The organism is Neisseria sp. P0006.S009, assembly GCF_051962915.1.
GTDB lineage: Bacteria > Pseudomonadota > Gammaproteobacteria > Burkholderiales > Neisseriaceae > Neisseria > Neisseria subflava_E.
Map to the genome: position 1 here is coordinate 304,305 of NZ_JBQCUV010000002.1, position 23,072 is coordinate 327,376.

Annotated in this window: 20 protein-coding genes; 15 read left to right on the forward strand and 5 right to left on the reverse strand. The window is 50.5% G+C overall.

The genetic code is table 11. From position 1 onward, the window contains the following. Window positions 1–79: 79 nt before the first annotated feature. The 3 genes from ACTHTK_RS05265 to ACTHTK_RS05275 are packed head-to-tail and all read right to left on the reverse strand — an operon-like array spanning window position 80 to window position 3,125. Window positions 80–1,450, reverse strand: a complete 1,371-nt coding sequence (locus ACTHTK_RS05265) for an XcbB/CpsF family capsular polysaccharide biosynthesis protein (RefSeq protein WP_070765549.1) — start codon at window positions 1,448–1,450, stop codon at window positions 80–82. A gap of 1 nt (window position 1,451) precedes the next feature. Beyond that, window positions 1,452–2,891 (reverse strand): AMP-binding protein, encoded by a 1,440-nt coding sequence (locus ACTHTK_RS05270; protein ID WP_107723848.1) that lies wholly within the window; start codon window positions 2,889–2,891, stop codon window positions 1,452–1,454. Window positions 2,892–2,894: 3 nt separating this feature from the next. Then, complete coding sequence (locus ACTHTK_RS05275) at window positions 2,895–3,125, reverse strand: acyl carrier protein (RefSeq protein ID WP_003747973.1); 231 nt, start codon at window positions 3,123–3,125, stop codon at window positions 2,895–2,897. A 221-nt stretch (window positions 3,126–3,346) separates the two neighbouring features. Between ACTHTK_RS05275 and galE the strand changes: the two genes are divergently transcribed. The 10 genes from galE (at window position 3,347) to ACTHTK_RS05325 (ending at window position 16,004) form a co-directional block, all read left to right on the forward strand. Beyond that, window positions 3,347–4,363: a UDP-glucose 4-epimerase GalE gene (galE, locus tag ACTHTK_RS05280; RefSeq protein WP_107723849.1), complete on the forward strand. Its 1,017-nt coding sequence runs from the start codon at window positions 3,347–3,349 to the stop codon at window positions 4,361–4,363. A gap of 116 nt (window positions 4,364–4,479) precedes the next feature. After that, window positions 4,480–5,547 carry a dTDP-glucose 4,6-dehydratase gene (gene rffG / locus ACTHTK_RS05285; protein ID WP_107723850.1) on the forward strand — a complete coding sequence of 356 codons (1,068 nt, stop codon included), beginning with the start codon at window positions 4,480–4,482 and terminating at the stop codon, window positions 5,545–5,547. 73 nt (window positions 5,548–5,620) lie between these two features. After that, complete coding sequence (gene rfbA / locus ACTHTK_RS05290; protein ID WP_107723851.1) at window positions 5,621–6,487, forward strand: glucose-1-phosphate thymidylyltransferase RfbA; 867 nt, start codon at window positions 5,621–5,623, stop codon at window positions 6,485–6,487. Between the two features lie 53 nt (window positions 6,488–6,540). Beyond that, complete coding sequence (gene rfbC / locus ACTHTK_RS05295) at window positions 6,541–7,080, forward strand: dTDP-4-dehydrorhamnose 3,5-epimerase (RefSeq protein WP_199903873.1); 540 nt, start codon at window positions 6,541–6,543, stop codon at window positions 7,078–7,080. 25 nt (window positions 7,081–7,105) lie between these two features. Beyond that, window positions 7,106–9,220, forward strand: a complete 2,115-nt coding sequence (locus ACTHTK_RS05300) for a capsular polysaccharide biosynthesis protein (RefSeq protein ID WP_107723853.1) — start codon at window positions 7,106–7,108, stop codon at window positions 9,218–9,220. Between the two features lie 136 nt (window positions 9,221–9,356). Beyond that, window positions 9,357–10,616, forward strand: a complete 1,260-nt coding sequence (locus tag ACTHTK_RS05305; protein WP_107723854.1) for a capsule biosynthesis protein — start codon at window positions 9,357–9,359, stop codon at window positions 10,614–10,616. A gap of 371 nt (window positions 10,617–10,987) precedes the next feature. After that, complete coding sequence (locus ACTHTK_RS05310) at window positions 10,988–12,394, forward strand: tetratricopeptide repeat protein (RefSeq protein ID WP_107723855.1); 1,407 nt, start codon at window positions 10,988–10,990, stop codon at window positions 12,392–12,394. A 217-nt stretch (window positions 12,395–12,611) separates the two neighbouring features. Further along, window positions 12,612–13,826, forward strand: coding sequence for a sodium/glutamate symporter (gltS, locus tag ACTHTK_RS05315; RefSeq protein ID WP_107723856.1), 1,215 nt, complete (start codon window positions 12,612–12,614; stop codon window positions 13,824–13,826). Window positions 13,827–13,931: 105 nt separating this feature from the next. Beyond that, window positions 13,932–14,954: a lysozyme inhibitor LprI family protein gene (locus ACTHTK_RS05320; protein WP_107723857.1), complete on the forward strand. Its 1,023-nt coding sequence runs from the start codon at window positions 13,932–13,934 to the stop codon at window positions 14,952–14,954. A 54-nt stretch (window positions 14,955–15,008) separates the two neighbouring features. Continuing rightward, window positions 15,009–16,004: a S49 family peptidase gene (locus ACTHTK_RS05325; RefSeq protein ID WP_107723858.1), complete on the forward strand. Its 996-nt coding sequence runs from the start codon at window positions 15,009–15,011 to the stop codon at window positions 16,002–16,004. Window positions 16,005–16,194: 190 nt separating this feature from the next. On the opposite strand, the gene pdxA is transcribed toward ACTHTK_RS05325, so the two are convergent. Beyond that, a complete protein-coding gene (gene pdxA, locus ACTHTK_RS05330; protein WP_107723859.1) occupies window positions 16,195–17,196 on the reverse strand; it encodes a 4-hydroxythreonine-4-phosphate dehydrogenase PdxA in 1,002 nt (333 codons plus the stop codon). A 156-nt stretch (window positions 17,197–17,352) separates the two neighbouring features. After that, window positions 17,353–17,883, reverse strand: coding sequence for a cytochrome b (locus ACTHTK_RS05335; protein WP_107723860.1), 531 nt, complete (start codon window positions 17,881–17,883; stop codon window positions 17,353–17,355). A gap of 233 nt (window positions 17,884–18,116) precedes the next feature. Between ACTHTK_RS05335 and ACTHTK_RS05340 the strand changes: the two genes are divergently transcribed. From ACTHTK_RS05340 to ptsP, 5 genes are all read left to right on the forward strand, one after another. After that, entirely contained in the window at window positions 18,117–19,646 is a 1,530-nt protein-coding gene (locus tag ACTHTK_RS05340; protein ID WP_107723862.1) for an ABC transporter permease, read from the forward strand. Between the two features lie 114 nt (window positions 19,647–19,760). Next, window positions 19,761–20,324, forward strand: a complete 564-nt coding sequence (locus tag ACTHTK_RS05345; RefSeq protein WP_107723863.1) for a hypoxanthine-guanine phosphoribosyltransferase — start codon at window positions 19,761–19,763, stop codon at window positions 20,322–20,324. Window positions 20,325–20,382: 58 nt separating this feature from the next. After that, a complete protein-coding gene (locus tag ACTHTK_RS05350; protein WP_049344952.1) occupies window positions 20,383–20,811 on the forward strand; it encodes a PTS sugar transporter subunit IIA in 429 nt (142 codons plus the stop codon). A 49-nt stretch (window positions 20,812–20,860) separates the two neighbouring features. Continuing rightward, entirely contained in the window at window positions 20,861–21,130 is a 270-nt protein-coding gene (locus ACTHTK_RS05355) for an HPr family phosphocarrier protein (RefSeq protein WP_003683718.1), read from the forward strand. Continuing rightward, entirely contained in the window at window positions 21,130–22,893 is a 1,764-nt protein-coding gene (gene ptsP, locus ACTHTK_RS05360) for a phosphoenolpyruvate--protein phosphotransferase (RefSeq protein ID WP_440378458.1), read from the forward strand. The genes ACTHTK_RS05355 and ptsP overlap by 1 nt, the downstream gene beginning before the upstream one ends. The last annotated feature ends 179 nt before the right edge of the window (window positions 22,894–23,072 follow it).

Genomic DNA, 23,072 nt, shown 5'->3' on the forward strand with positions numbered 1-23,072 from the left:
CCCCAAACATGATAAATATGGTTCAAATATTAAAAAAATAGACAGTAAATTTTAAACTTACTGTCTATTTACTTCGCATTTAGTTCAGATTAATGTCCGAATCAGTGATATGGATGTCCAACAGCAAATTATTGATAATGGTATTGGACAAGAATACTGTGTTGCCTGAAAAATCTATGTGCTTTTGAATTTTTTCAAAGTCAAATTCACATAATACAACTGTAGGCAATGCTTCTTTCAGCTCTTTAATATCCGGATAAAACTCTGATACCTTAGCCGATGAAATGACCACTTGATTTTCAAGGTTATGATCAATTACATCCGGTAGCTTTTTGAAAGTCTCCAAAATCGGCGTACGGATAGAGTGCAGATACAATGGATCTTTGCCACCATAGTATTTATGGTTGCCCAAAAATGGGTCGATTGCAAAGGTTTTGTACCCACCAATTAAGCCGTGATATACCGCTCCTGTACCGCCTGATGATGCACCGCAAATGACTACGTTTTTCTTATCTACGCCATAAATATTCATCAGGCTCTTAATGAAACGCTGGATATTGTCTTCGATATTTTCATCAAACTTTGTATTCAACCCGTGACTGCCAAACGCGTCTGATACATCAGCCATACGGATGATATAAGTATTTGGCATAATGCTGTTGCTGATAAATGGAAATGGGTGGCTATAATAACGGTCAACCATATTCTCATTGCTCTTATTGGTATAAGAGAACAACACCAATAGATTTTTCTTGTTGGCACTCAATACTTTCGGTGCTTCAACAGTATAAATAACATTTTCCAACTCATGGAAAGAGTCTGGGAAATAAGCCAAAAGATCTTTATAACTGTGCTTGTTCACACGACGGAACACACTTACACCCATTTTGTGTTCAACAGCTAAAAAGCCTCTATTATTTAGCTCATAGACATAATCACTTAGACCATGATTCCGAGCATAGCTTAGGAAAAACTCATTACTGTCGCCTTTAACACCAATGTATTCAACTTCCGGCTTATCCAAGTACTCGGCTAAATTAATGCCTTTATTTTTTTCAACATTCAGGATGTAGCACAGTTCGCTGCCAAGATAAATGGAAGTAACTTCTAAAATCTCACTAAATTTATCCTCAATTTTTGCCCAATCGGCTTCAGCAAATTTAAAAGACAATACTGTCTTTTCTTGATTAACCGATTGCGGGTAACTTCCATAGACTTCTGAAATATATTTCAAAAATTTTGGAAAACCAGAAATTTGAGAAACCTTGCTCTTATTACGCTCAATAAAGTTAAAGGTTTGTCCTACTACCGTATAACTGACGCTGACAAAATAGTCGTTCAACAGAAAATCAAACACTATACTTTGATTGTTATAAATCCAAGCGTTAACCTTTTGAGGATCAATCTTGGCTTTTCGTAAGATGTTTTGCTGAATTTTATATAAATCCATTTTATAAACCCTGTTGATATTTTTCCAACAATGCTTTTTTGTCGGTTTTGTGGTTGGTGCTGACTGGAATTTCATCAATGTGAATAAATTCAGACGGCATCATGTAAGACGGTAAATTTTGTACTAATGCGTCTTTGATCGCCTGAGTATCTGCACTTTGCTTGGCTGTATAGAAACACACCAAACGCAATACTGCGCCTGTGTTGCGCTTCAACGCCACTACTGCCACATTATCAAAGGCAAATTCCTTAAGGTTAAGGATTTTTTCTTCAATTTCTGAAAGTTCGATACGGTAGCCATTGAGCTTAATCTGCTCGTCTTTACGGCCTTGTACATAGAACAATCCATTTCTTTCAAAACCGTAGTCACCTGTTTTATAAGTGCGGTTATCTGCACTGTGTACTACCAAGCGTTTGGCATTTTCAGTTTCGTTGTTCAGATAGCCACGCATCACATGATTACCACTAATCCAAATCTCTTCGTCAACAATCTCTAATTTGGAATTAAGCACGGCAATGCCTACAGGCAACTCTTCTTCTGCCGCCAGCATATCAGGCGTAATATCAACGTAAGTTGTTGCTACAGTAGCCTCAGTCGGACCATAGGTATTGATAACACGGACACCGGGAAATTTTTGAAAAATCATATTTACTACAGGTTTGCCAAGTTTTTCGCCACAGAACAAAAATTCCTTCAAACTCGGTAAAGTAGCCTGACTACATTTAGGGTTGAGCAGCTGCTGCATGGCAAAAGAAGGCGTGGAAACCCAAGTAGTAATTTGTTGTTTGACCAAAAAATCAATCCAGGTGGCAGGATTAGAAATAGCATCACGACTGTTCATGACAATGCAACCACCGTAAGCCAAGTTGCCAAAGATTTCGTACATTGACAAATCAAACGCAAACGGAGCCTGATTCATAAACACATTAGGTGCGGCTAAATTAAGCTGCTCTTTCATCCATTTCATCAGGTTGAATACAGCTTCACGACCGATTTGCACCCCCTTAGGTGCGCCGGTTGTTCCTGAAGTAAACATGATGTAAGCCAAATCTTTTTCAGCCAACTCTACTTCTTCATCAGTCTGCTTTTCAAAAGTTTGCGTTGCCGAACGGTACACAAAACGTGCTTTCGACAGTTGGCAGATATTGTTCAAACGGCTTTCAGGATAAATACTATCCACCGGAATAAAAGGGATTTTGTTTAATAAGCAGGCATAAATTGCCACTGCAAAATCAATTTCTTTATGGCCGTGCAACACCAAAGGAATGTTTTTGGTAATATCTGCTATGCTTTTGTAAGCCTCGATAAATGCGGCTATTTTTACGCGCAACTCTTCCCAAGAACATTCCTGAGTATCATTAACTAACGCTTTTCCCGAAGTTTGGCTGAAACGGTATTCCAAAAAATCATCAAGATTTTGGAATTCATTTAATTGTTTCATGATTTAGCCTTTGTAATTATTTTCAACATATTGAATGATATTGGCTGAGTTTGCCAAAATATCAACCAGTTGCTCAAACGGCAAATCAACATCAAATTTTTGTTTGATGGCCATAACCAAATCCATTGCGCTCACAGAATCAATAAGTCCCGTAGACAACAATTCTTCATTTGCTGACACTTGTTTTTGTGCAACTTGTGAAATCAACGCCAAAACTTCGTTAGATACTGACATGGTAAGATCCTTTTATTAAAATTGAAATGATAACGCTTTGCACCCTGTGCATAACATTGTGATTATCCCATATTTTTTTACTTTTCAGGTAACTAAATATACAATAACCAAATAAAGCAATCCCTCTTTGACAACACTTACACCAAGCCATCTGAAAGCGTTTGTATTTTCAGCCAACCGGTTTCACGACTTCCAAACACAATTTTAATTAAGGAAAACCAATGACTATTCTTATCACCGGCGGTACCGGTTTTATCGGCTCGCATACCGCTATTTCGCTGATTGAAGCGGGCTACAATGTCGTAATTCTTGACAATCTGTGCAATTCCAGTATCAACATTCTGCCACGTCTAAAAAAAATCACTGGCAAAGATATTCCTTTTTATCAAGGAGATATCCGAGATCGCGCTATGCTGCAAAAGATTTTTGCCGAACATAAAATCCAAACTGTGATGCACTTTGCCGGTTTGAAAGCGGTAGGCGAAAGCAATACACTACCTATGAAATATTACAATTACAACGTATCGGGTAGCTTGATTTTGGCAGAAGAAATGGCTAAGGCAGGAGTATTTAGTATTGTATTTAGCTCATCTGCTACAGTATATGGTGACCCTGCACGTACGCCAATTACCGAAGATATGCCAGTAGGAGGTACAACCAATCCTTACGGCACATCAAAATATATAGTCGAACGTATTTTGACTGATATTCAAAAAGCCGACCCACGCTGGAGCGTGATTCTGCTACGCTATTTCAATCCTGTAGGCGCACACAAAAGTGGTTTAATCGGAGAATACCCAAATGGTATTCCAAATAACCTCTTACCGTATATCTGCCAAGTCGCTTTGGGTAAACTGACAGAGTTGTCAGTATTCGGAAACGACTACCCTACCCCTGATGGCACAGGTGTGCGCGATTATATCCATGTTGTTGATCTGGCCGATGGCCATTTGAAAGCTATGCAAAGCCATTCAACCAAGTCCGGTGTACATATATTTAATTTAGGCACAGGTAACGGCTATTCCGTACTAGATATGATCAAAGCCTTTGAAACTGCTTCAGGCCTGAAAGTTCCTTATCGAATTAAAGACCGTCGCCCTGGTGATATTGCTGTTTGTTACGCCGACCCTGCCTACACCAAAGCGCAGACCGGTTGGGAAACCAAACGCAATTTGGCGCAGATGATGGAAGACTCATGGCGTTGGGTCAGCAACAACCCAAATGGCTACGACGATTAAGTTGACTTAATACAGGCCGTCTGAAAGAGATGTTTTCAGACGGCCTCTTTATCTGAAAAACACACATTCTGTCTGCTATAATCCGTTTATATTATTTTGACTATCCTATGAAACTTATGAAAAAAATCCTTGTTACCGGCGGTGCGGGCTTTATCGGTTCTGCCGCTGTCCGTCATATTATCCAAAACACCCAAGACTCTGTCGTCAATGTCGATAAGCTGACTTATGCCGGCAATTTGGAATCTTTGACTGAGGTAGCCAATAATCCTCGCTATGCTTTTGAGCAAGTAGATATTTGCGACCGTGCAGAACTCGACCGCGTATTCGCACAACACCAGCCAGATGCCGTGATGCACTTGGCTGCGGAAAGCCATGTCGACCGCTCTATCGATTCGGCAGGCGAATTTATCCAAACCAATATCGTCGGCACATTCAATCTGCTTGAAGCGGCCCGCGCCTACTGGCAACAAATGCCGTCTGAAAAGCGCGAAGCCTTCCGCTTCCACCATATTTCTACCGATGAAGTCTATGGCGATTTGCACGGTACGGACGATTTGTTCACCGAAACCACGCCATACGCGCCGTCCAGCCCCTACTCTGCTTCTAAAGCGTCCAGTGACCATCTCGTCCGCGCATGGTTGCGTACTTACGGTTTGCCGACCATCGTAACCAACTGCTCCAACAACTACGGCCCTTACCATTTCCCGGAAAAACTCATTCCGCTGATGATTCTGAACGCGCTTGACGGCAAACCGCTGCCCGTTTACGGCGACGGTATGCAAATCCGCGACTGGCTGTTTGTCGAAGACCACGCACGCGCGCTGTATCAGGTTGTTACCGAAGGTGTTGTCGGCGAAACCTACAATATCGGCGGCCACAATGAAAAAGCCAATATTGAAGTCGTCAAAACCATCTGCGCCCTGCTGGAAGAGCTTGTTCCTGAAAAACCGGCCGGCGTGGCGCGTTATGAAGATTTGATTACTTTCGTACAAGACCGTCCCGGCCATGACGTGCGCTACGCCATTGATGCAGCCAAAATCGGCAGGGAGCTGGGCTGGAAACCTCAAGAAACATTCGAATCCGGCATCCGCAAAACAGTGCAATGGTATTTGGACAACAAAACCTGGTGGCAAAACGTATTGAACGGTAGCTACCGTTTGGAACGTTTAGGCACCGGAAAATAAGTTTTCAGACGGCCTGTTCCCATATTAGGCCGTCTGAAAATCATGCAAACACACACTACTCAGGAGAAAACCCATGAAAGGCATCATCCTTGCCGGCGGCAGCGGCACACGCCTCTACCCCATCACGCGCGGCGTATCCAAACAACTGCTGCCCGTGTACGACAAGCCCATGATTTACTATCCCCTGTCCGTATTGATGCTGGCAGGAATCCGCGATATTTTGGTAATTACCACGCCTGAAGACAACGCCTCTTTCAAACGCCTGCTCGGCGACGGCAGCGATTTCGGCATTTCCATCAGTTATGCCGTGCAACCCACTCCGGACGGCTTGGCACAGGCATTTATCATCGGTGAAGAATTTATCGGTAATGATAATGTCTGCTTGGTTTTGGGCGACAATATTTTCTACGGCCAATCGTTTACGCAAACATTGAAACAGGCCGCCGCCAAGACCCACGGCGCAACCGTATTCGGTTATCAGGTCAAAGACCCCGAGCGTTTCGGCGTGGTTGAATTTGACGAAAACTTCAACGCCCTGTCTATCGAAGAGAAACCGCAACAGCCAAAATCCGATTGGGCGGTAACCGGCTTGTACTTCTACGACAACCGCGTCGTCGAGTTCGCCAAACAAATCAAACCGTCCGCCCGCGGCGAATTGGAAATTTCCGACCTCAACCAAATGTATTTGGAAGACGGTTCATTGTCGGTACAACTTTTGGGACGCGGTTTTGCATGGCTGGACACCGGCACTCACGAGAGCCTGCACGAAGCTGCTTCATTCGTCCAAACCGTGCAAAACATCCAAGACCTGCAAATCGCCTGCCTGGAAGAAATCGCTTGGCGCAACGGTTGGCTTTCCGATGAAAAACTGGAAGAGCTGGCGCACCCGATGGCGAAAAACCAATACGGCCAATATTTGCTGCGCCTGTTGAAAAAATAATGTTTGAGGCCGTCTGAAACTTTTCAGACGGCCTTTAGATGAAAGATAAAACGATGAACATCATTGATACCGCCATTCCTGACGTAAAACTGCTTGAGCCGCAAGTCTTCGGCGACGCGCGCGGCTTTTTTATGGAAACCTTCCGCGACGAGTGGTTCAAAACCCAAGTCTGCAACCGCACCTTTGTGCAGGAAAACCACTCCAAATCCAGCAAAGGCGTATTGCGCGGCCTGCACTATCAAACTGAAAACACACAAGGCAAACTCGTGCGCGTGGTTGTCGGCGAAGTATTCGACGTAGCCGTCGATATGCGTAAAGGCTCCCCCACTTTCGGCAAATGGGTAGGCGAGATCCTGTCCGCAGAAAACAAACGCCAACTGTGGGTACCCGAAGGTTTCGCACACGGTTTCTATGTACTGAGCGACGAAGCCGAGTTCGTCTATAAATGCACGGATTATTACAATCCCAAAGCCGAACACTCGCTGATTTGGAATGATCCGACCGTCGGCATTGACTGGCCGTTGCAAGGCGAGCCGAACCTGTCGCCTAAAGACTTGGCAGGCAAAGTATTGGCCGAAGCCGTCACGTTTTAAAAAATAATTCGGGCCGTCTGAAAGAATGTTCCTCTTTTCAGACGGCCTACAATCCATTAATAACAATAATCGACGAAAACGCATTGTGAAAAACGCCTACATCCCCTCTCGCGGCATCCGCAAAATCCCCCATCTCTCCATCCTATTGCCTGAATTTCATATCTGCAAAGACGGAAAAGGAGCAGAGGCTGTTGTCGGCTGGGGTTTGCGCCCAACGACACACAAAGCGCGTGCTTTTGCCGCTGAACACCAGCTTCCCTTTATTGCTTTGGAAGACGGTTTTTTACGTTCGCTCAGCCTGGGCGTCGCCGGCTATCCGCCCTACTCCATCGTCTATGACGACATCGGTATCTACTACGACACCACGCGTCCTTCGCGTTTGGAACAACTGATTCTCGCCGCTGATACCATGCCGTCTGAAACCTTGGCTCAGGCGCGACAGGCGATGGATTTCATCCTGCGACATCATCTATCCAAATACAACCACGCGCCCGAACTTTCAGACGATCATCCTTTGCGTTCCCCATCCAAACCCGAAACTGTCCTTATCATTGATCAAACCTTCGGCGATATGGCCATCCAATATGGCGGCGCAGATGCCTCTACGTTTGAACTGATGTTTCAGACGGCCTTGAATGAAAATCCGCAAGCCGATATCTGGGTAAAAACCCATCCCGATGTTTTGTGCGGCAAAAAACAAGGCTATCTGACCCAGCTGGCGCAGCAACACCGCGTCCATCTTTTGGCAGAAGACATCAATCCGATTTCTTTGTTGCAAAACGTCGATAAAGTTTATTGCGTTACCTCACAAATGGGCTTTGAGGCACTTTTGTGCGGCAAACCACTGACCACCTTCGGCCTGCCGTGGTATGCCGGATGGGGCGTGAGCGACGACCGCCATCCAAAAATCGACAGCCTTGTTCAAACCCAACGCCGCGCCCGCCGCAACTTGCTGCAACTCTTCGCAGCAGCCTATCTGCAATACAGCCGCTACCTCAACCCCAATACCGGCGAAGCAGGCAGCCTCTTTGATGTCATCGACTATCTGGCGACGGTCAAACGCAAAAACGACAAATTACGTGGTGAGTTATATTGCGTCAGCATGTCTTTGTGGAAACGCGCGGTTGCCAAACCGTTCTTTAACGTACCTTCATGCCGTCTGAAATTTATCTCCTCTACCCAAAAACTGGCAGGGGTCAAACTGTCCGATGATGCACGCATCCTAGCTTGGGGCAACGGCAAAGAGACCATCGTCCGTTTTGCCGAACAACACCACATCCCCCTGTTGCGCATGGAAGACGGCTTTATCCGCTCGGTCGGGCTTGGTTCTAATTTAGTCCCGCCGCTGTCGCTCGTTACCGACGATATGGGCATTTATTTCAATGCCGAAACCCCGTCACGTCTTGAACACATCCTGCAAAACCAAAACTTCAACGATCAAGACTTTCAGACGGCCTTGAAGCTGCAAAAAATGCTGACCGAAAACCACATCAGCAAATACAACGTCGGCAGCTCAGACTTCACCGCCCCATCAACCGACAAAACCGTAATCCTCGTTCCCGGCCAAGTTGAGGATGACGCGTCTATCCGCTACGGTTCGCCCCAAATCTATCGCAATCTGGATCTGCTCCGTACTGTACGCGAATGCAATCCCGATGCCTATATCATCTACAAACCGCATCCCGATGTAGTCAGCGGTAACCGTATCGGCCAGATTTTTCCTGAAGATGCTGCACGATATGCCGACCAAACCGCCGAACAAGCCGATATCCTGACCTGTCTCCAATACGCAGACGAAGTACATACCATGACTTCGCTGACCGGTTTTGAAGCCTTGTTGCGTGGCAAAAAAGTCAGCTGCTACGGCCTGCCTTTCTATGCAGGCTGGGGGCTTACCCAAGATCTGCTCCCCATTCCGCGCCGCAGCCGCAGGCTTGAGCTTTGGCAGCTGATTGCCGGTACGCTCATACACTATCCCGACTATATCCATCCCGAAACCCATCAGGCCATCAATGCGGAAACCGCTGCCCAAATCCTGATACGACAAAAAAATATGCAAAAAAACAACAACGGATTACATCGCGGGTACTTTGCTAAAAAATTAGGTAAAATCAAACAACTATATCGATCTTTCAAATAAACACCATCTAAATTAACGACACGTCATAAACTTGCCTCTATTGCGGCATCATTGCCTTTGCATCGTTAATTCTCTTGGCGTATGCTTGAAAGTTCAACCTAAAACTATTACATAAAAAACAAAACCACATTGCGACATGAAACAGACCGTCCTCAAAAACAACCTGCAAAACCTGCTTGAAAGCGCAGAAAATATCCTGCTGCTTCAAGGACCTGTCGGCAATTTTTTTCTGCGTCTTGCCAATTGGCTGACTGAAAATGGCAAAACTGTACATAAATTCAACTTTAATGCAGGCGACGACTATTTTTATCCGCCCACTCAAGCGCATACCGTTGTTTTTAACGACAACTACGATGCCTTTCCTGAATTTTTGCAAGAATACATCGTTCAACATCACATCCAGGCCGTTGTCTGCTTTGGTGACACACGCCCTTATCACGTCATTGCAAAACGCATTGCAAACGAAAACCAAGCCAGTTTCTGGGCGTTTGAAGAAGGCTATTTCCGCCCCTACTACATCACCTTAGAAAAAGACGGCGTCAACGCATTTTCCCTATTACCGCGCCGTGCCGACTTTTTTTTGGAACAATTCCCTAAGCTTGCCCAGCAGGAATACAAAGCGCCGACGCCGGTACGCGGCGGGTTTATGCCCATGGCCAAAAATGCCGTCCGTTACTATATCGAATTGTTCCGCAACCCGAACAAGTACCCAAACTACATCCACCACCGCGCATCCAATGCCGGCCATTACCTCAAACTGTGGTCAATCTCCATCCTCAAGCGTTTGAACTACTACATTGAAGACATCCAAATCGCCAAACGCGTGGAGGCGGGCAAATACGGCAAATTTTTTATTGTTCCCTTGCAGGTATTCAACGACAGCCAAGTCCGCATCCATTGTGACTTTTCCAGCGTCCGCAGCTTCCTGCTCCATATTTTGGCCTCCTTTGCCGCGCACGCGCCTGCCGATACCAACCTCATCATCAAGCATCATCCGATGGACCGCGGCTTTATCGACTACTCGTGCGACATCAAACGCTTTATCAAAAAACACCCCAAACTCAAAGGCCGTATCACTTACGTCCATGATGTCCCCCTGCCCGTTTTCCTGCGCCATGGCCTCGGTATGGTCACCATCAACAGTACCAGCGGCCTGTCCGGACTGATTCACAATATGCCAGTTAAGGTTCTCGGCCGTGCCTATTATGATATTCCCGGCATTACTGACCAAAATACCTTGGCGGAATTTTGGAATCATCCGACACCGCCTGACAAAGAGCTGTTCCATACCTACCGAATGTACCACCTCAACGTGACCCAAATTAACGGTAATTTCTACAGTCAGGTCTTTTTCCCTAACAAAAAAACCTCCGACTCTTCCACTCCAACAACCTGACTTAGCGAAAGAAAAGTTTAGGCCGTCTGAAATGTTTTTCAGACGGCCTGAAGCAATCAATATACCTTAGCTACTGCCATGTAAATAAAACACAAAAACCTGCATTTATCATTAACAATAAATTACAAAGACAGTATAATGACCGAGCTGTCATGAGCGCATACCGACTCAAGCTGAGCCTTTTGTAACACACAAAATATGGATGTATCCCTAGGCAAAACAATATAACAAGCCAAACATCCTAAAGATAAGCCAGCAAGACAATACACTCTACAAAACTATGCCGAGCAAAATTTTTACAAAGCTCTCAACCGGTATCGCCGCCCATATGCCGCAACATCCGTCTTCCACTTTATATCCGCCCGCAAACCATGACCGCTGCTCCTGAAATCCTCTACCGGCAAGCCGCCGCCCTTTTGGAACAATCCAATACTACCCAAGCCCTGCCCCTGCTGCAACAGGCCGCAGAGCAGGGATATACGGAAGCTGCTTTCGTATTGGGCGACCATCTGCTGCAAAACGGTCATCCGGAGCAGGCACTTCCATGGCTGGAAGCCGCCGCGGCCCAACGCCATCCCAAGGCACTCTTTATCCTGCTGCAACAACGCGAACGCAACGGTACCCCGACTGGACATCTTCTTAACGAATACGCCTGGCTGGGTGAGCAAGGTCACCTTGAAGCCCAATTAATCCTCATGCGTTACCATGCGCAACGCAACGATCCACAATCGCTCTACTGGGCAGAGCTTGCCGCCGCGCAATATGCCGCGCCTGCATATTACCATCTGGCACGTCATCATCAACGCCAAGGCGACGTTGCAACAGCCATCGAACAATACGAAAAAGCGGCCGCGCTCGGCGTGACTGTCGCCTACTGGCAACTCGGTCAAATTTACTTCTACGGCACAGGTGTCAACCCCAACCACGGACAAGCCGAACAATACCTCGAACAAGCCGCGCAAGCCGGCCACATCGCCGCACAAATCCTGCTGGCCGACCTTCTTGCCGCCCAACGCAAACCCGAAGCCTTAGAATGGTATCGTCGTGCCGCCGATAAGGAGCAAGCGGAAGCACAGGCCAAGCTGGCCCAATACGCCCTGACCGGCGAACTTTCCGAACGCGATCCGTTCCAAGCGGCACGATATGCCAAAGCCGCTGCCGAGAAAAACCATCCCGAAGCGCTGAAAATCATGGGCGACCTCTACCGCTACGGCCTCGGCATTAAAGCTGACAACCATGTCGCGCATGATTACTACCACCGTGCTGCCGCGCTGGGTTCTGCCGCTGCCGCACAAAAACTCATCAGCGACGCCGCGCTGTACCATCCGCAACAATACGAACAAATCAAAACAGCCGCCCTGCAACAGCAACAAACCGAAACCATCTACCATTTGGCAGAAGCACAAGCCCACGCCATCGGCCGTCCTGCCGACTACAATGCCGCGCGCAAAAATTACATGGAAGCGGCCGAGTTCCATCATAAAAATGCGGCGGCAGCCTTAGGTCGCATCTACCATTACGGCCTCGGTACGGCACAAGACCCTCGGGCGGCCGCCCACTGGTACGCCATCGCTGCCGAACAAAACCACCCTTCCGCCCAATACCACCTCGCCTGTTTTTACTATCACGGACAAGGTGTAAGCTGCCATGTTCCGACCGCCTGCTACTGGCTGCAGGCCGCCATCAGCAACGGCCACACTTCGGCCGAATCATTAACATCCCTATTAGAACAATGGCGCCACGAAGTGCACCATACCATCGGACAAAAGGCCGTCTGAAAATATTTACACTCGCATTTTTTGACAATCTTTAACTATTCCCCTAATATTTGCCAGTTATTTTTCACGGACACGTCATTGTTTTCATTTCTTTCTGAAAACGCCTTGTCCGCGCATCAATACCATGACACTCGGCGGATAACGCCAAGCGTTGAAACACACTACATCCGGAACAAAAACGGATGCTCGGAAAAACATTTCTAGGAGGTGAAACAACATGGAATGGGAATTCAACAGTTATTACACACTGATTGCCGCCACGCTCGTGTTGCTGGTTGGTAAATTTCTGGTTCAAAAAATCAAATTCTTAAGAGACTTCAATATTCCCGAGCCGGTCGCCGGCGGTTTGATTGCCGCTATCGTCCTGTTCGCCCTGCACGAAGCCTACGGCGTCAGCTTCAAATTTGAAAAACCGCTGCAAGATGCGTTCATGCTTATCTTCTTTACATCCATCGGTTTGAGCGCCGACTTCTCCCGTTTGAAAGCGGGCGGTTTGCCTTTGGTTATCTTTACCGCCGTGGTGGGTGCATTTATCATCGTCCAAAACTTTGTCGGTGTCGGCTTGGCGAGCGCATTGGGCTTGGATCCGCTGATTGGCCTGATTACCGGTTCGATTACCCTGACCGGTGGTCACGGTACCGCCGGTGCATGGGGTCCTGACTTTGAAAGCAAATTCGGCCTGACCGGCGCAACCGGCTTAGGTATGGCTTCTGCAACATTCGGCCTGGTATTCGGCGGTTTGATCGGTGGTCCTGTTGCACGCCGTCTGATCAACAAAATGGGCCGTAAACCTATCGTCAAAACTGCCAAATCCGACGACAACGATGCTACTGATGACATCTTCGAACAAGCACAGCGCACCCGCCTGATTACGGCTGACTCCGCTGTCGAAACGCTCGCGATGTTTGCCGCATGTTTGGCTTTTGCCGAAATCGTGGACAGCTACGACAAAGCCTTCTTCGACTTGCCTAAATTCGTATGGTGTCTGTTTGCAGGCGTGGTCATCCGCAACGTCTTGACTGCCGCCTTCAAAGTCAATATGTTTGACCGCGCCATCGACGTATTCGGTAACGCCTCCCTGTCCCTCTTCCTGTCTATGGCTCTTCTGAACCTGAAACTGTGGGAATTGACCGGTCTGGCAGGCCCTGTAACCATCATCTTGGCCGTACAAACCGTCGTGATGATTCTGTACGCCACTTTCGTTACCTACGTCTTCATGGGTCGCGATTACGACTCTGCCGTATTGGCAGCCGGTCACTGCGGCTTCGGTTTGGGTGCCACCCCGACTGCCGTTGCCAACATGCAGTCCATTACCCAAACTTTCGGCCCGTCTCACAAAGCCTTCTTGATTGTGCCTATGGTGGGTGCGTTCTTCGTTGACTTGCTCAACGCCGCCATCCTCTCCGGCTTCATCAGCGTCATCAAAGGCTGATACGTCTGACATAGAAAAGCACTTGCCGCATTTACTTGCTGCAAGTGCTTTTGTTATGATAAGCACGTCAGGCCGTCTGAAAGGCCGTCATCTTCAGGAGTACCCATGTACAAAAAAACCGCTTCCGTATTGATTTTAAGCACGATTCTTCTTGCCGCATGCAGCAAAGAAGAGCCGAAAGCCGCGCTTGATTGCGCCCAACCGGCCACACTGCAAAACATCCGTACCACCATCGAAGACACCCTCAAACAACAAGCGCGCTCCTTTGCCCGCAATGACAACCGCCAATTCGTCGATGCCGACAAAATCATCGCCGCCGGCCTCGAATTAGAAACCCTGCTTGAAGACCCCAAAGAAACCGAAGACGACGGCAAAGCCATCTGCCGTGCCAACCTCAAAATCCGCATTCCCGACACCATCCTCAAGACGGCCATAGACAACAGCCCGCTGATTTACGGCAGCACCCCGTTGTCCGACATGCTCGAACAAAAACTGATGGGCAGCAACCTGACCTTTGAAAACAACACGTTCAGCACCACCCTGCTCTACACCCCCGACAAAGACGGCAAACTGATTCTCGAAGACAACACCCTGAGCACCACCGCCCAAACCCTTTCCGCTACCCTGCTGCCCTACGGCGTGAAAAGCATTGTTATGATAGACGGCAAGCCTGTATCCAAAGAGCAGGCCATCAAGCTGCTGCAAAACCAAAACACGGAAGAGCCGCCGACTGTCAATCCGCAAGACATCCTTGAAAACAACGCCGCCAGCCAAGCTGCCGGCCTGACCGATGACGGCGACGATTCAGATTACGAAGTCCTGCGCCCCGACCATGAAACCCAACGCAACGAGCCGCCCGGCCTCAGCCAAAGCGAACTCGACAACGCGCGCGCGCAAAACCGTCAGGCGGACGGCGAAATCAACGACCTCTGGGGCGGCTTAGACAGCGATGTCAAACAACAAATCCTCGGCGAACAACGCGCCTGGATTCAAAGCAAAAAACTCAACTGCCAACAAGCAGCCGCGTCCGCAGACAACTCCGCACAAGCAGAATACCTGCGCCTGCAGTGTGAGACCCGCATGACCCGCGAACGTACGCAATACCTGCGCGGCTATTCCATCAACTAAAACCGATAAGGCCGTCTGAACATTCAGACGGCCTACAAGAAAGCACATCACATCATGCAATACCGAATCCACCGTGAAGGCAATGCCCAAAACACACCCTCTTCAGCCTCCACACCCGTCGACAACTGGGAGCGCAACACCCTGCGTGAAGTCCTCCTCGCCGCCTACCAAGAACAGCGCCGCGCCCGCATTTGGCGCAATATCTGGCGCGGTGTCGCCGTCCTCATCTTCCTCAGCCTGATCTTCGGCTTCGCAGAAGAAGAAGGAAAAACCACGAGCATCCAAGCCCGCAGCGAACACACCGCCGTTATCGACCTGACCGGCGAAATCGGCAACGACATCGACGACCAAGTCCAAATCCTGCGCGACAGCATGGAAGCCGCCTACAACAACGGCAACGCCAAAGCCATCATCATCCGTGCCAACAGCCCTGGCGGTTCGCCTGTCGTGTCCAACACGGCCTTTAACGAAGTCCGCCGCCTCAAAGCCGAACACAAAGACATCCCTGTCTACCTCGTTGCCGAAGACATGTGCGCTTCCGGCTGCTACTACATTGCCGCCGCAGCCGACAAAATTTACGCCGACCCTTCCAGCATTGTCGGCAGCATCGGCGTGATCGGCGGCGGTTTCGACTTTACCGGCCTGATGGACAAAGCCGGTGTCAAACGCCGTCTGAAAACCGCCGGCAGCAACAAAGGTATGGGCGACCCTTTCACGCCTGAAACCCCGGCACAAACCCAAATTTGGGAAACCATGTTGGGCGATATTCACCAAGAATTTATCAAAGCCGTCAAACTCGGCCGCGGCGCAAGGTTGAAAGACAAACAGTATCCTGACGTTTTCAGCGGCCGCATCTATACTGGCAAAGAAGCCAAACAGGTCGGCCTGATTGACGACTTCGGCAGCATTTACAGCGTTGCCCGCGATGTCGTCAAAGCCCCCGAGCTGGTCAACTACACGCCGCAAGACGATTTCAGCAAAATGCTCAGCCGCCGCTTCGGTGCGGAAGTGAAGGCTAAAGTCAAAGAAACTTTGTCTGAAATTTGGTAAACCAAAAAACCCAAAGACCGTCTGAAACCCAAAACATGGGGCTTCAGACGGCCTTTTTATATGGTTTTTAAAATAAAACGCTGATTATTGTCCAAGCATCCATCGGCTTCATCAAATCGGCAGGCAGATGCTCCCTGATGATGCTGTTACAGGAACACATTACGCCTGCGAACGATTAAACCTTCACGCTTCAGACGGCCTGCTGCATATTGTGCGCCATATCAAGCGCGGCACGAACGGCGGTAATCAAACTGCCGGAGTCGGCTTTGCCCGTGCCTGCCAAGTTCAAGGCAGTACCATGGTCGACGGAAGTGCGGATAAAGGGCAGGCCGAGGGTGATATTCACGCCTTCGCCGAAACCGGCGTATTTGAGCACCGGCAGCCCTTGGTCGTGATACATGGCGAGGACGGCATCGGCATCTTTGAGCAGGAAGGGTTGGAACACGGTATCGGCCGGATAAGGGCCGCGTGCGTCTATGCCCTCGGCCTGCAGGGCATGAAGTGCCGGAATAATGGTGTCAATTTCTTCGTGTCCCAAATGGCCGCCTTCGCCCGCGTGGGGATTGAGGCCGGTAACGAGGATGACCGGTTTGGCTATGCCGAACTTATGGCGCAGGTCGTGTTCAAGAATGCGGACAACCGACTCGATTAAAGGCTTCGTGATGGTGGCGGAAATATCTTTCAGCGGCAGATGGGTGGTGACCAATGCCACACGCAGGCCGCCGCCGGTTAACATCATGACGACTTGTTCGGTATGGCTTTTTTCGGCGAGGTATTCGGTATGACCGCTGAAAAAGCCGTTGCCTGCGTGGGCATCGTTGATGATGCCTTTATGCAGCGGCGCAGTAACCATACCGGCAAACAGGCCGTCTGAAATGCCTTGATACGCCGTATCCAGCAGCCGGAGAACATACGCGGCATTGGCAGGATTGAGTTCGCCTGCCCGACACTCGGCATCTAAAGGAATATGCAGGACTTCGAGTTCGCCCTTAGGCAACGGTTCAGCCGCTTGGGCTTGAAAGTCGCGCAGGATGACGGATTTGCCGAGCTGTTCGGCCCTTTGCGCCAACAGGTTTTTGTCGCACAAAACAACGGGGCGGCAAGGAAGGTCGGCGAAAGCCAAATCGAGGCAGATGTCGGGGCCGATACCGGCCGGTTCGCCGGAAGTGATGGCGAGAATGGGAGCAGTCATGGTGTTTCTCGGTATGGTTTACAGTATTTGGACAACGTCAGGCAAAATGCCTGCCCTACTTTTGCAGATTAACACAAATACAAAAAGGCCGTCTGAAAACAGTTTTTGCTTGGTCAAACTGTTTTCAGACGGCCTTGTCTGTTTACCGTTTTATACTTAAGAACGGCGGCCGATCATGCGGTACAAAACGTCGTGGCCTTGAATGCGGTGGACGACAACCATGGCGATATGGCCGGCGACAAGCGCGAAGAGCAGCCAGCCGAGTTTGCCGTGCGCCATATTGCCGAGGTTGGACATCCATTCGATTTTCTCTGGCGAACCCTGCATCACTTCGACACCGAATACTTTCAACGGACCGCGACCGCCGCCGTATTGGCGGATCATGCCGATAACGGGAACGGCGAGCATGAGAACGTAAAGGGCAAGGTGGCCTGCTTTGGCGGCAAAGCTGTCGGCGGCAGGGCGTTTGGACGCATTGAGCAAAGCCCAAACAATGCGCATGGCAATCACCAGCAGCGTGATGAAACCGATGGATTTATGCACGCCGAAGAGCGATTTGACCCATTCTTCGCCATCGTAGATGGTCCAAACGGTAATGGTGGAGAGGATGCCGATGAAACCGAGTACGGTCAGCCAGTGCAACGCGCGCGCGACGGCATCGTAGGTTTGTGGACGTGTAGCGGTCATAATGTTTCCTTGTTTTTGATTTGTTTGGTTTTTTGAATCGGCGGCATTGTAACAAAAATGTCCAACCAATTATGTTGCCTTTTTGAAGAGACTTCGTAAATGTTTGGAAAATTTGAAGAAACGGCGGTTTTATCCGTCAGGCTGCCCGGGCCGTCTGAAAACAAGGGCAGGAATACCACCTTCTATGCCGAACTCGGGCTAAAATAGGCGTTTTTATTCTCGGGTACGCATCGATGCAGGTTTGGATTCGGCGGTTTGCGCTGTTGCTTCTGCCTTTAAGTTTCTTAGCGGTCATGGTGGCCGCGCCTTTGCTGTCGCTGGCGTTTTACGACGGCGAAGGCGCTTGGGCGGAAATGGTGGCTGATGACTATATGCGCCTGCGCTTGGGCTGGACGGTGGCACAGGCGGTTTTGACCTGCGTCTTGGTCACGGCTTTGGGCGTGCCTGCGGCGTGGGTGCTGGCGCGGATGGACTTTGCCGGACGGCGCACGGTTTTACGCCTGCTGATGCTGCCTTTTGTGATGCCGACTTTGGTAGCAGGCATGGGCGTGCTGGCCTTGTTTGGCGCACACGGTATGCTGGCGGCAGGTTGGCAGGACACGCCGTGGCTGCTAATTTACGGCAACGTGTTTTTCAACCTGCCGGTTTTGGTGCGCTCGGCGTATCAGGGATTTGTGCGTGTGCCGCAGGCGCGGTTGCTCTCGGCGCAATCTTTGGGCGCGGACGCGTGGCGGCGGTTTGTCTGGGTCGAATGGCCGGTGGTGCGCGCGTGGGTTGCCGGCGGCGCGTGCTTGGTGTTTTTATATTGTTTTTCAGGCTTCGGACTGGCCTTGCTGCTCGGCGGTGAACGTTTTGCGACGGTGGAAGTGGAAATCTACCGGCTGGTGGCGTACGAGTTGGACATGGAACGTGCGTCGGTGTTGGTGTGGCTGGTGCTGGCGGTTACAGCGGCGGCAGGCGGTTTGTATGCGTATTGGAGCAGGCGCGTGACTGTGGATAAGTCGGTCTCGCCTTTGCCTCCGCGTGCGCCGATATGGGCTTGGGAAAAATGGCTGACGGCAACGGTATTGGCCATGTTGGCAGTATGCTGCCTGCTGCCTTTGGCGGCGGTGTGGCTCAAGGCGGTATCGGCAGGCTCTTCGTGGGCAGTCTTGCTGGAAGCGCAAACGTGGGCGGCGGTGTGGAATACCGTCCGTTTCTCTGCGGCAGCGGTGGCGGCGGCAACGGTTTTAGGCGTGCTGTATGCGGCGGCGGCACGGCAAATGGCGTGGTTGCGCGCGCTGATGTTTTTGCCGTTTATGGTGTCGCCTGTGTGCATCGCGTTCGGCGTATTGCTGCTCTATCCGCAGTGGACGGCTTCGCTGTGGCTGCTGACGGCGACTTACGCGCTGTTGGCGTATCCGTTTGTGGCCAAAGACGTACTGGCCGCGTGGGACGGTTTGCCCAAAGATTACGCGGCGGCGGCGCGCACCATGGGCGCAAACGGTTTTCAGACGGCCTGTTATGTAACCGCGCCTTTATTGAAACCGGCCTTGCGGCGCGGTCTGACTTTGGCTTCGGCAACGTGTATCGGAGAATTTGCGGCCACATTATTCCTGTCGCGCCCCGAATGGCAGACGCTGACTACTTTGATTTACGATTATCTCGGGCGCGCCGGTGCGGACAATTACGGACGGGCGATGGTGTTGACGGCGGTATTGACCGCTTTGGCTTTGACGGCATTTTTGCTGGTGGACGAAGCGGAAGGGCAAAAGGCCGTCTGAACGTAGTCGGCTCAAATTCCCTTCACTTTCACTACACTATTGCCGCGCCTTGTGTCGAAAATTGATTGAATCCGCTATATAATTTGTTTTTAACCGCACTCAACACGACCTATCATGACCGACTTAGAAACCAAACGCCTTGAAACCCAAGCCATGCTGGACAATGCCGACTTGCTGTTTGACCAAGAACAATGCCGCGCGGCCTTGCAAAAAGTTGCCGACGACATTACCCGCGACTTGGGCGGCAAATACCCCCTGCTCTTGCCTGTCATGGGTGGTGCGGTGGTGTTTACAGGGCAGCTGCTGCCGCTGTTGCGCTTCCCTTTGGACTTTGACTACGTCCATGTTTCCCGCTACGGAGACAAACTCACAGGCGGCGCGTTCAACTGGAAACGCATACCCGACCCCGAGCAAATCAAAGGCCGTCATGTAGTCGTTTTGGACGACATCCTGGACGAAGGCCACACCATGGCCGCCATTCAGGAAAAACTGTTGAAAATGGGCGCGGCAAGCTGCCGTGCGGCTGTGTTTGCCAACAAACTGATCGACAAAAAAAAACCAACCAAAGCCGATTATGTCGGTTTGGACGTGCCCAACCGCTACGTCTTCGGTTACGGCATGGATGCCGCCGGCTGTTGGCGCAACCTCGGCGAAATCTACGCCTTAAACAATAAATAAAACAAAGGCCGTCTGAAAAATCTTCAGACGGCCTCAACCCCAATAATAGGAACACATCATGATAGGTTTGTTAATCATTACACATGAAACCATAGGTGAAGCCTATCGCGGTTTGGCCGACCATTTCTTTCCCAACGGCTTCCCCGAAAATCTCCACATCCTCGGCGTACAGCCCGACGAAGATCAAAACGACATCATCAACAACGCCATCGCCGCGTTGCAGGAATTTCCCGACAACCGCGGCGTGCTGATCATGACCGACATCTTCGGCGCAACCCCGTGCAACGCCGCACGCCGGCTGGTGCGCGAAAACAAATCCGCCATCCTGACCGGCCTCAACGCCCCGATGATGATTAAAGCCATCCAATACTCATCACAAGCCGAAAACCTCTCCGACTTCACCGAAACCGTCAAAGAGGCCGCCATCCGGGGCATTTTCGCCATTACATCCGCACCTGAAGACCTGGTGTGCAAAGAACACGGCTAAGGCCGTCTGAAAACATTCACTTTACGAACATTACATTTAGGGGACATTCATGCTCAAACAAGAAATCGAAATCATCAACAAACTCGGCCTGCACGCGCGCGCTTCCAGCAAATTCACCCAAACTGCCTCCCAATTCCAAAGCGAAGTCTGGGTCACCAAAAACGGCAACCGCGTCAACGGCAAAAGCATCATGGGCCTGATGATGCTGGCCGCAGCCAAAGGCACCGTGATTGAGCTGGAAACAGAAGGCGCAGACGAAGCCGCCGCCATGCAGGCGTTGACCGACCTCATCAACGACTACTTCGGCGAGGGCGAATAATGAGCATCGTCCTACACGGTGTAGCCGCGGGCAAAGGCATTGCCATCGGCCACGCCCACCTCATCACGCGCGGCACAACGGAAGTTCCCCAATACGACATCGATCCCGACAAGCTCGATGCCGAAGTTACCCGTTTCGACAACGCCATCAAAGCCACGCGCAAAGAATTGGAACAGCTGCGCGGCGCGATTCCCGAAAATGCCCCGACCGAATTGGGCGCGTTCATCTCCCTGCACCTGATGCTGCTGACCGACGTTACCCTCTCGCGCGAACCCATCGACATTTTGCGCGAGCAGAAAATCAACTCCGAATGGGCATTGAAACTGCAAAGCGACAAGCTCGCCGCCCAGTTCGACAGCATCGACGACGACTACCTGCGCGAACGCAAACAGGACATGCTCCAAGTCGTCCGCCGCATCCACAACAACCTTGTCGGTCAGAGCAACGAAATCAACCTCGCCGGCAACCTGTTTGACGACACCGTCCTCATCGCGCACGACCTCTCGCCTGCCGATACCGTATTGTTCAAAGAGCAGCACATTACCGCCTTCGTGACCGATGCCGGCGGTCCGACCAGCCACACCGCCATCTTAGGCCGCAGCCTCGACATCCCGTCCGTCATCGGCCTGCACAACGCCCGCAAACTCATCACCGAAAACGAAATCGTCATCGTCGACGGCATCAACGGCGTCCTCATCATCGATCCCGACGAAGTCGTCCTCAACGAATACCGCCGCCTCGCCCGCGAATACCGCAGCCACAAGCGCGAACTCAACAAAATCAAAAAAACCGCCGCCACCACGGCCGACGGCATCAACATCGAACTTTTGGCCAACATCGAATCCGCCGAAGACATCAAAGCCCTGCACAACTTCGGCGCAGACGGCGTCGGCCTGTTCCGCAGCGAATTCCTCTACCTCAACCGCGACAACATGCCGACCGAAGACGAACAATACGAAGTCTACGCCGGCATCGTCAAAAAACTCAAAGGCAAAAACATCACCATCCGCACCGTCGATTTGGGTGTCGATAAAAATCCGCGCTGGTTCGGCCAAAACAGCACGCCCAACGGCAGCCTCAACCCCGCGCTCGGCTTGACCGGCATCCGTTTGTGCCTCGCCGAGCCGGTCATGTTCCGCACCCAAATGCGCGCCATCCTCCGCGCCGCCGCCCACGGCCCCGTGCGCATGATGTGGCCGATGATTACATCCATTTCCGAAGTGCGCCAATGCCTTATCCATCTGGACACGGCCCAACGCCAACTGACCGAACGCGGCGAAACCTTCGGCCCGGTCAGCATCGGCTGCATGATTGAAATCCCGTCCGCAGCCATGACCGTCGGCAGCATCCTCAAGCTCGTCGATTTCATCTCCATCGGCACCAACGACCTGATTCAATACCTCCTGTCGGTCGACCGCGGCGACGACAGCGTCAGCCACCTCTACCAACCCGGCCACCCTGCCGTCCTCAAAACGCTGCAACACATCATCCGCACCGCAAACCGCATGGAAAAAGGTGTGTCCATCTGCGGCGAAATGGCCGGCGACACCGTCTTCACCCGACTGTTACTCGGCATGGGCTTGCGTCGCTTCTCTATGAACCCCAACAACCTGCTTTCGGTTAAAAACATCATCCTGCACAGCCACACCGGCCATCTTGAAAACGACGCCGCCAAAATCCTGCGCTGCGAAGACCCGGAAAAAGCCGAGAAACTGATTAAAATCCTCAACCAAAGCGAACAGGCGGAATCACAGGCCGTCTGAAATTCACAAAATATCCGAAACCGACACAAGGGCGTATTGAACACGCCCTTTTTATTTTTCCCCATTTTGGGTTGACACCCGATTTCCCTCAGATCTTCCCTATTTCGCCATTTCAAAAACCAACCTTTTTCACTTTTCCCAAACACTGCTTACAGGCCGTCTGAAAAATATAGGGCGCA

What these genes read in the sequence shown, in the direction of transcription:
- ACTHTK_RS05265 (WP_070765549.1), bottom strand. Translation starts at nt 1,450, where the DNA reads ATGGATTTATATAAAATTCAGCAAAACATCTTACGAAAAGCCAAGATT.
- ACTHTK_RS05300 (WP_107723853.1), top strand. Translation starts at nt 7,106, where the DNA reads ATGTTCCTCTTTTCAGACGGCCTACAATCCATTAATAACAATAATCGA.
- ACTHTK_RS05310 (WP_107723855.1), top strand. Translation starts at nt 10,988, where the DNA reads ATGACCGCTGCTCCTGAAATCCTCTACCGGCAAGCCGCCGCCCTTTTG.
- ACTHTK_RS05355 (WP_003683718.1), top strand. Translation starts at nt 20,861, where the DNA reads ATGCTCAAACAAGAAATCGAAATCATCAACAAACTCGGCCTGCACGCG.
- ACTHTK_RS05340 (WP_107723862.1), top strand. Translation starts at nt 18,117, where the DNA reads ATGCAGGTTTGGATTCGGCGGTTTGCGCTGTTGCTTCTGCCTTTAAGT.
- ACTHTK_RS05335 (WP_107723860.1), bottom strand. Translation starts at nt 17,883, where the DNA reads ATGACCGCTACACGTCCACAAACCTACGATGCCGTCGCGCGCGCGTTG.
- galE (WP_107723849.1), top strand. Translation starts at nt 3,347, where the DNA reads ATGACTATTCTTATCACCGGCGGTACCGGTTTTATCGGCTCGCATACC.
- rfbC (WP_199903873.1), top strand. Translation starts at nt 6,541, where the DNA reads ATGAACATCATTGATACCGCCATTCCTGACGTAAAACTGCTTGAGCCG.
- rfbA (WP_107723851.1), top strand. Translation starts at nt 5,621, where the DNA reads ATGAAAGGCATCATCCTTGCCGGCGGCAGCGGCACACGCCTCTACCCC.
- ptsP (WP_440378458.1), top strand. Translation starts at nt 21,130, where the DNA reads ATGAGCATCGTCCTACACGGTGTAGCCGCGGGCAAAGGCATTGCCATC.
- gltS (WP_107723856.1), top strand. Translation starts at nt 12,612, where the DNA reads ATGGAATGGGAATTCAACAGTTATTACACACTGATTGCCGCCACGCTC.
- ACTHTK_RS05325 (WP_107723858.1), top strand. Translation starts at nt 15,009, where the DNA reads ATGCAATACCGAATCCACCGTGAAGGCAATGCCCAAAACACACCCTCT.
- ACTHTK_RS05270 (WP_107723848.1), bottom strand. Translation starts at nt 2,891, where the DNA reads ATGAAACAATTAAATGAATTCCAAAATCTTGATGATTTTTTGGAATAC.
- ACTHTK_RS05275 (WP_003747973.1), bottom strand. Translation starts at nt 3,125, where the DNA reads ATGTCAGTATCTAACGAAGTTTTGGCGTTGATTTCACAAGTTGCACAA.
- ACTHTK_RS05305 (WP_107723854.1), top strand. Translation starts at nt 9,357, where the DNA reads ATGAAACAGACCGTCCTCAAAAACAACCTGCAAAACCTGCTTGAAAGC.
- rffG (WP_107723850.1), top strand. Translation starts at nt 4,480, where the DNA reads ATGAAAAAAATCCTTGTTACCGGCGGTGCGGGCTTTATCGGTTCTGCC.
- pdxA (WP_107723859.1), bottom strand. Translation starts at nt 17,196, where the DNA reads ATGACTGCTCCCATTCTCGCCATCACTTCCGGCGAACCGGCCGGTATC.
- ACTHTK_RS05345 (WP_107723863.1), top strand. Translation starts at nt 19,761, where the DNA reads ATGACCGACTTAGAAACCAAACGCCTTGAAACCCAAGCCATGCTGGAC.
- ACTHTK_RS05350 (WP_049344952.1), top strand. Translation starts at nt 20,383, where the DNA reads ATGATAGGTTTGTTAATCATTACACATGAAACCATAGGTGAAGCCTAT.
- ACTHTK_RS05320 (WP_107723857.1), top strand. Translation starts at nt 13,932, where the DNA reads ATGTACAAAAAAACCGCTTCCGTATTGATTTTAAGCACGATTCTTCTT.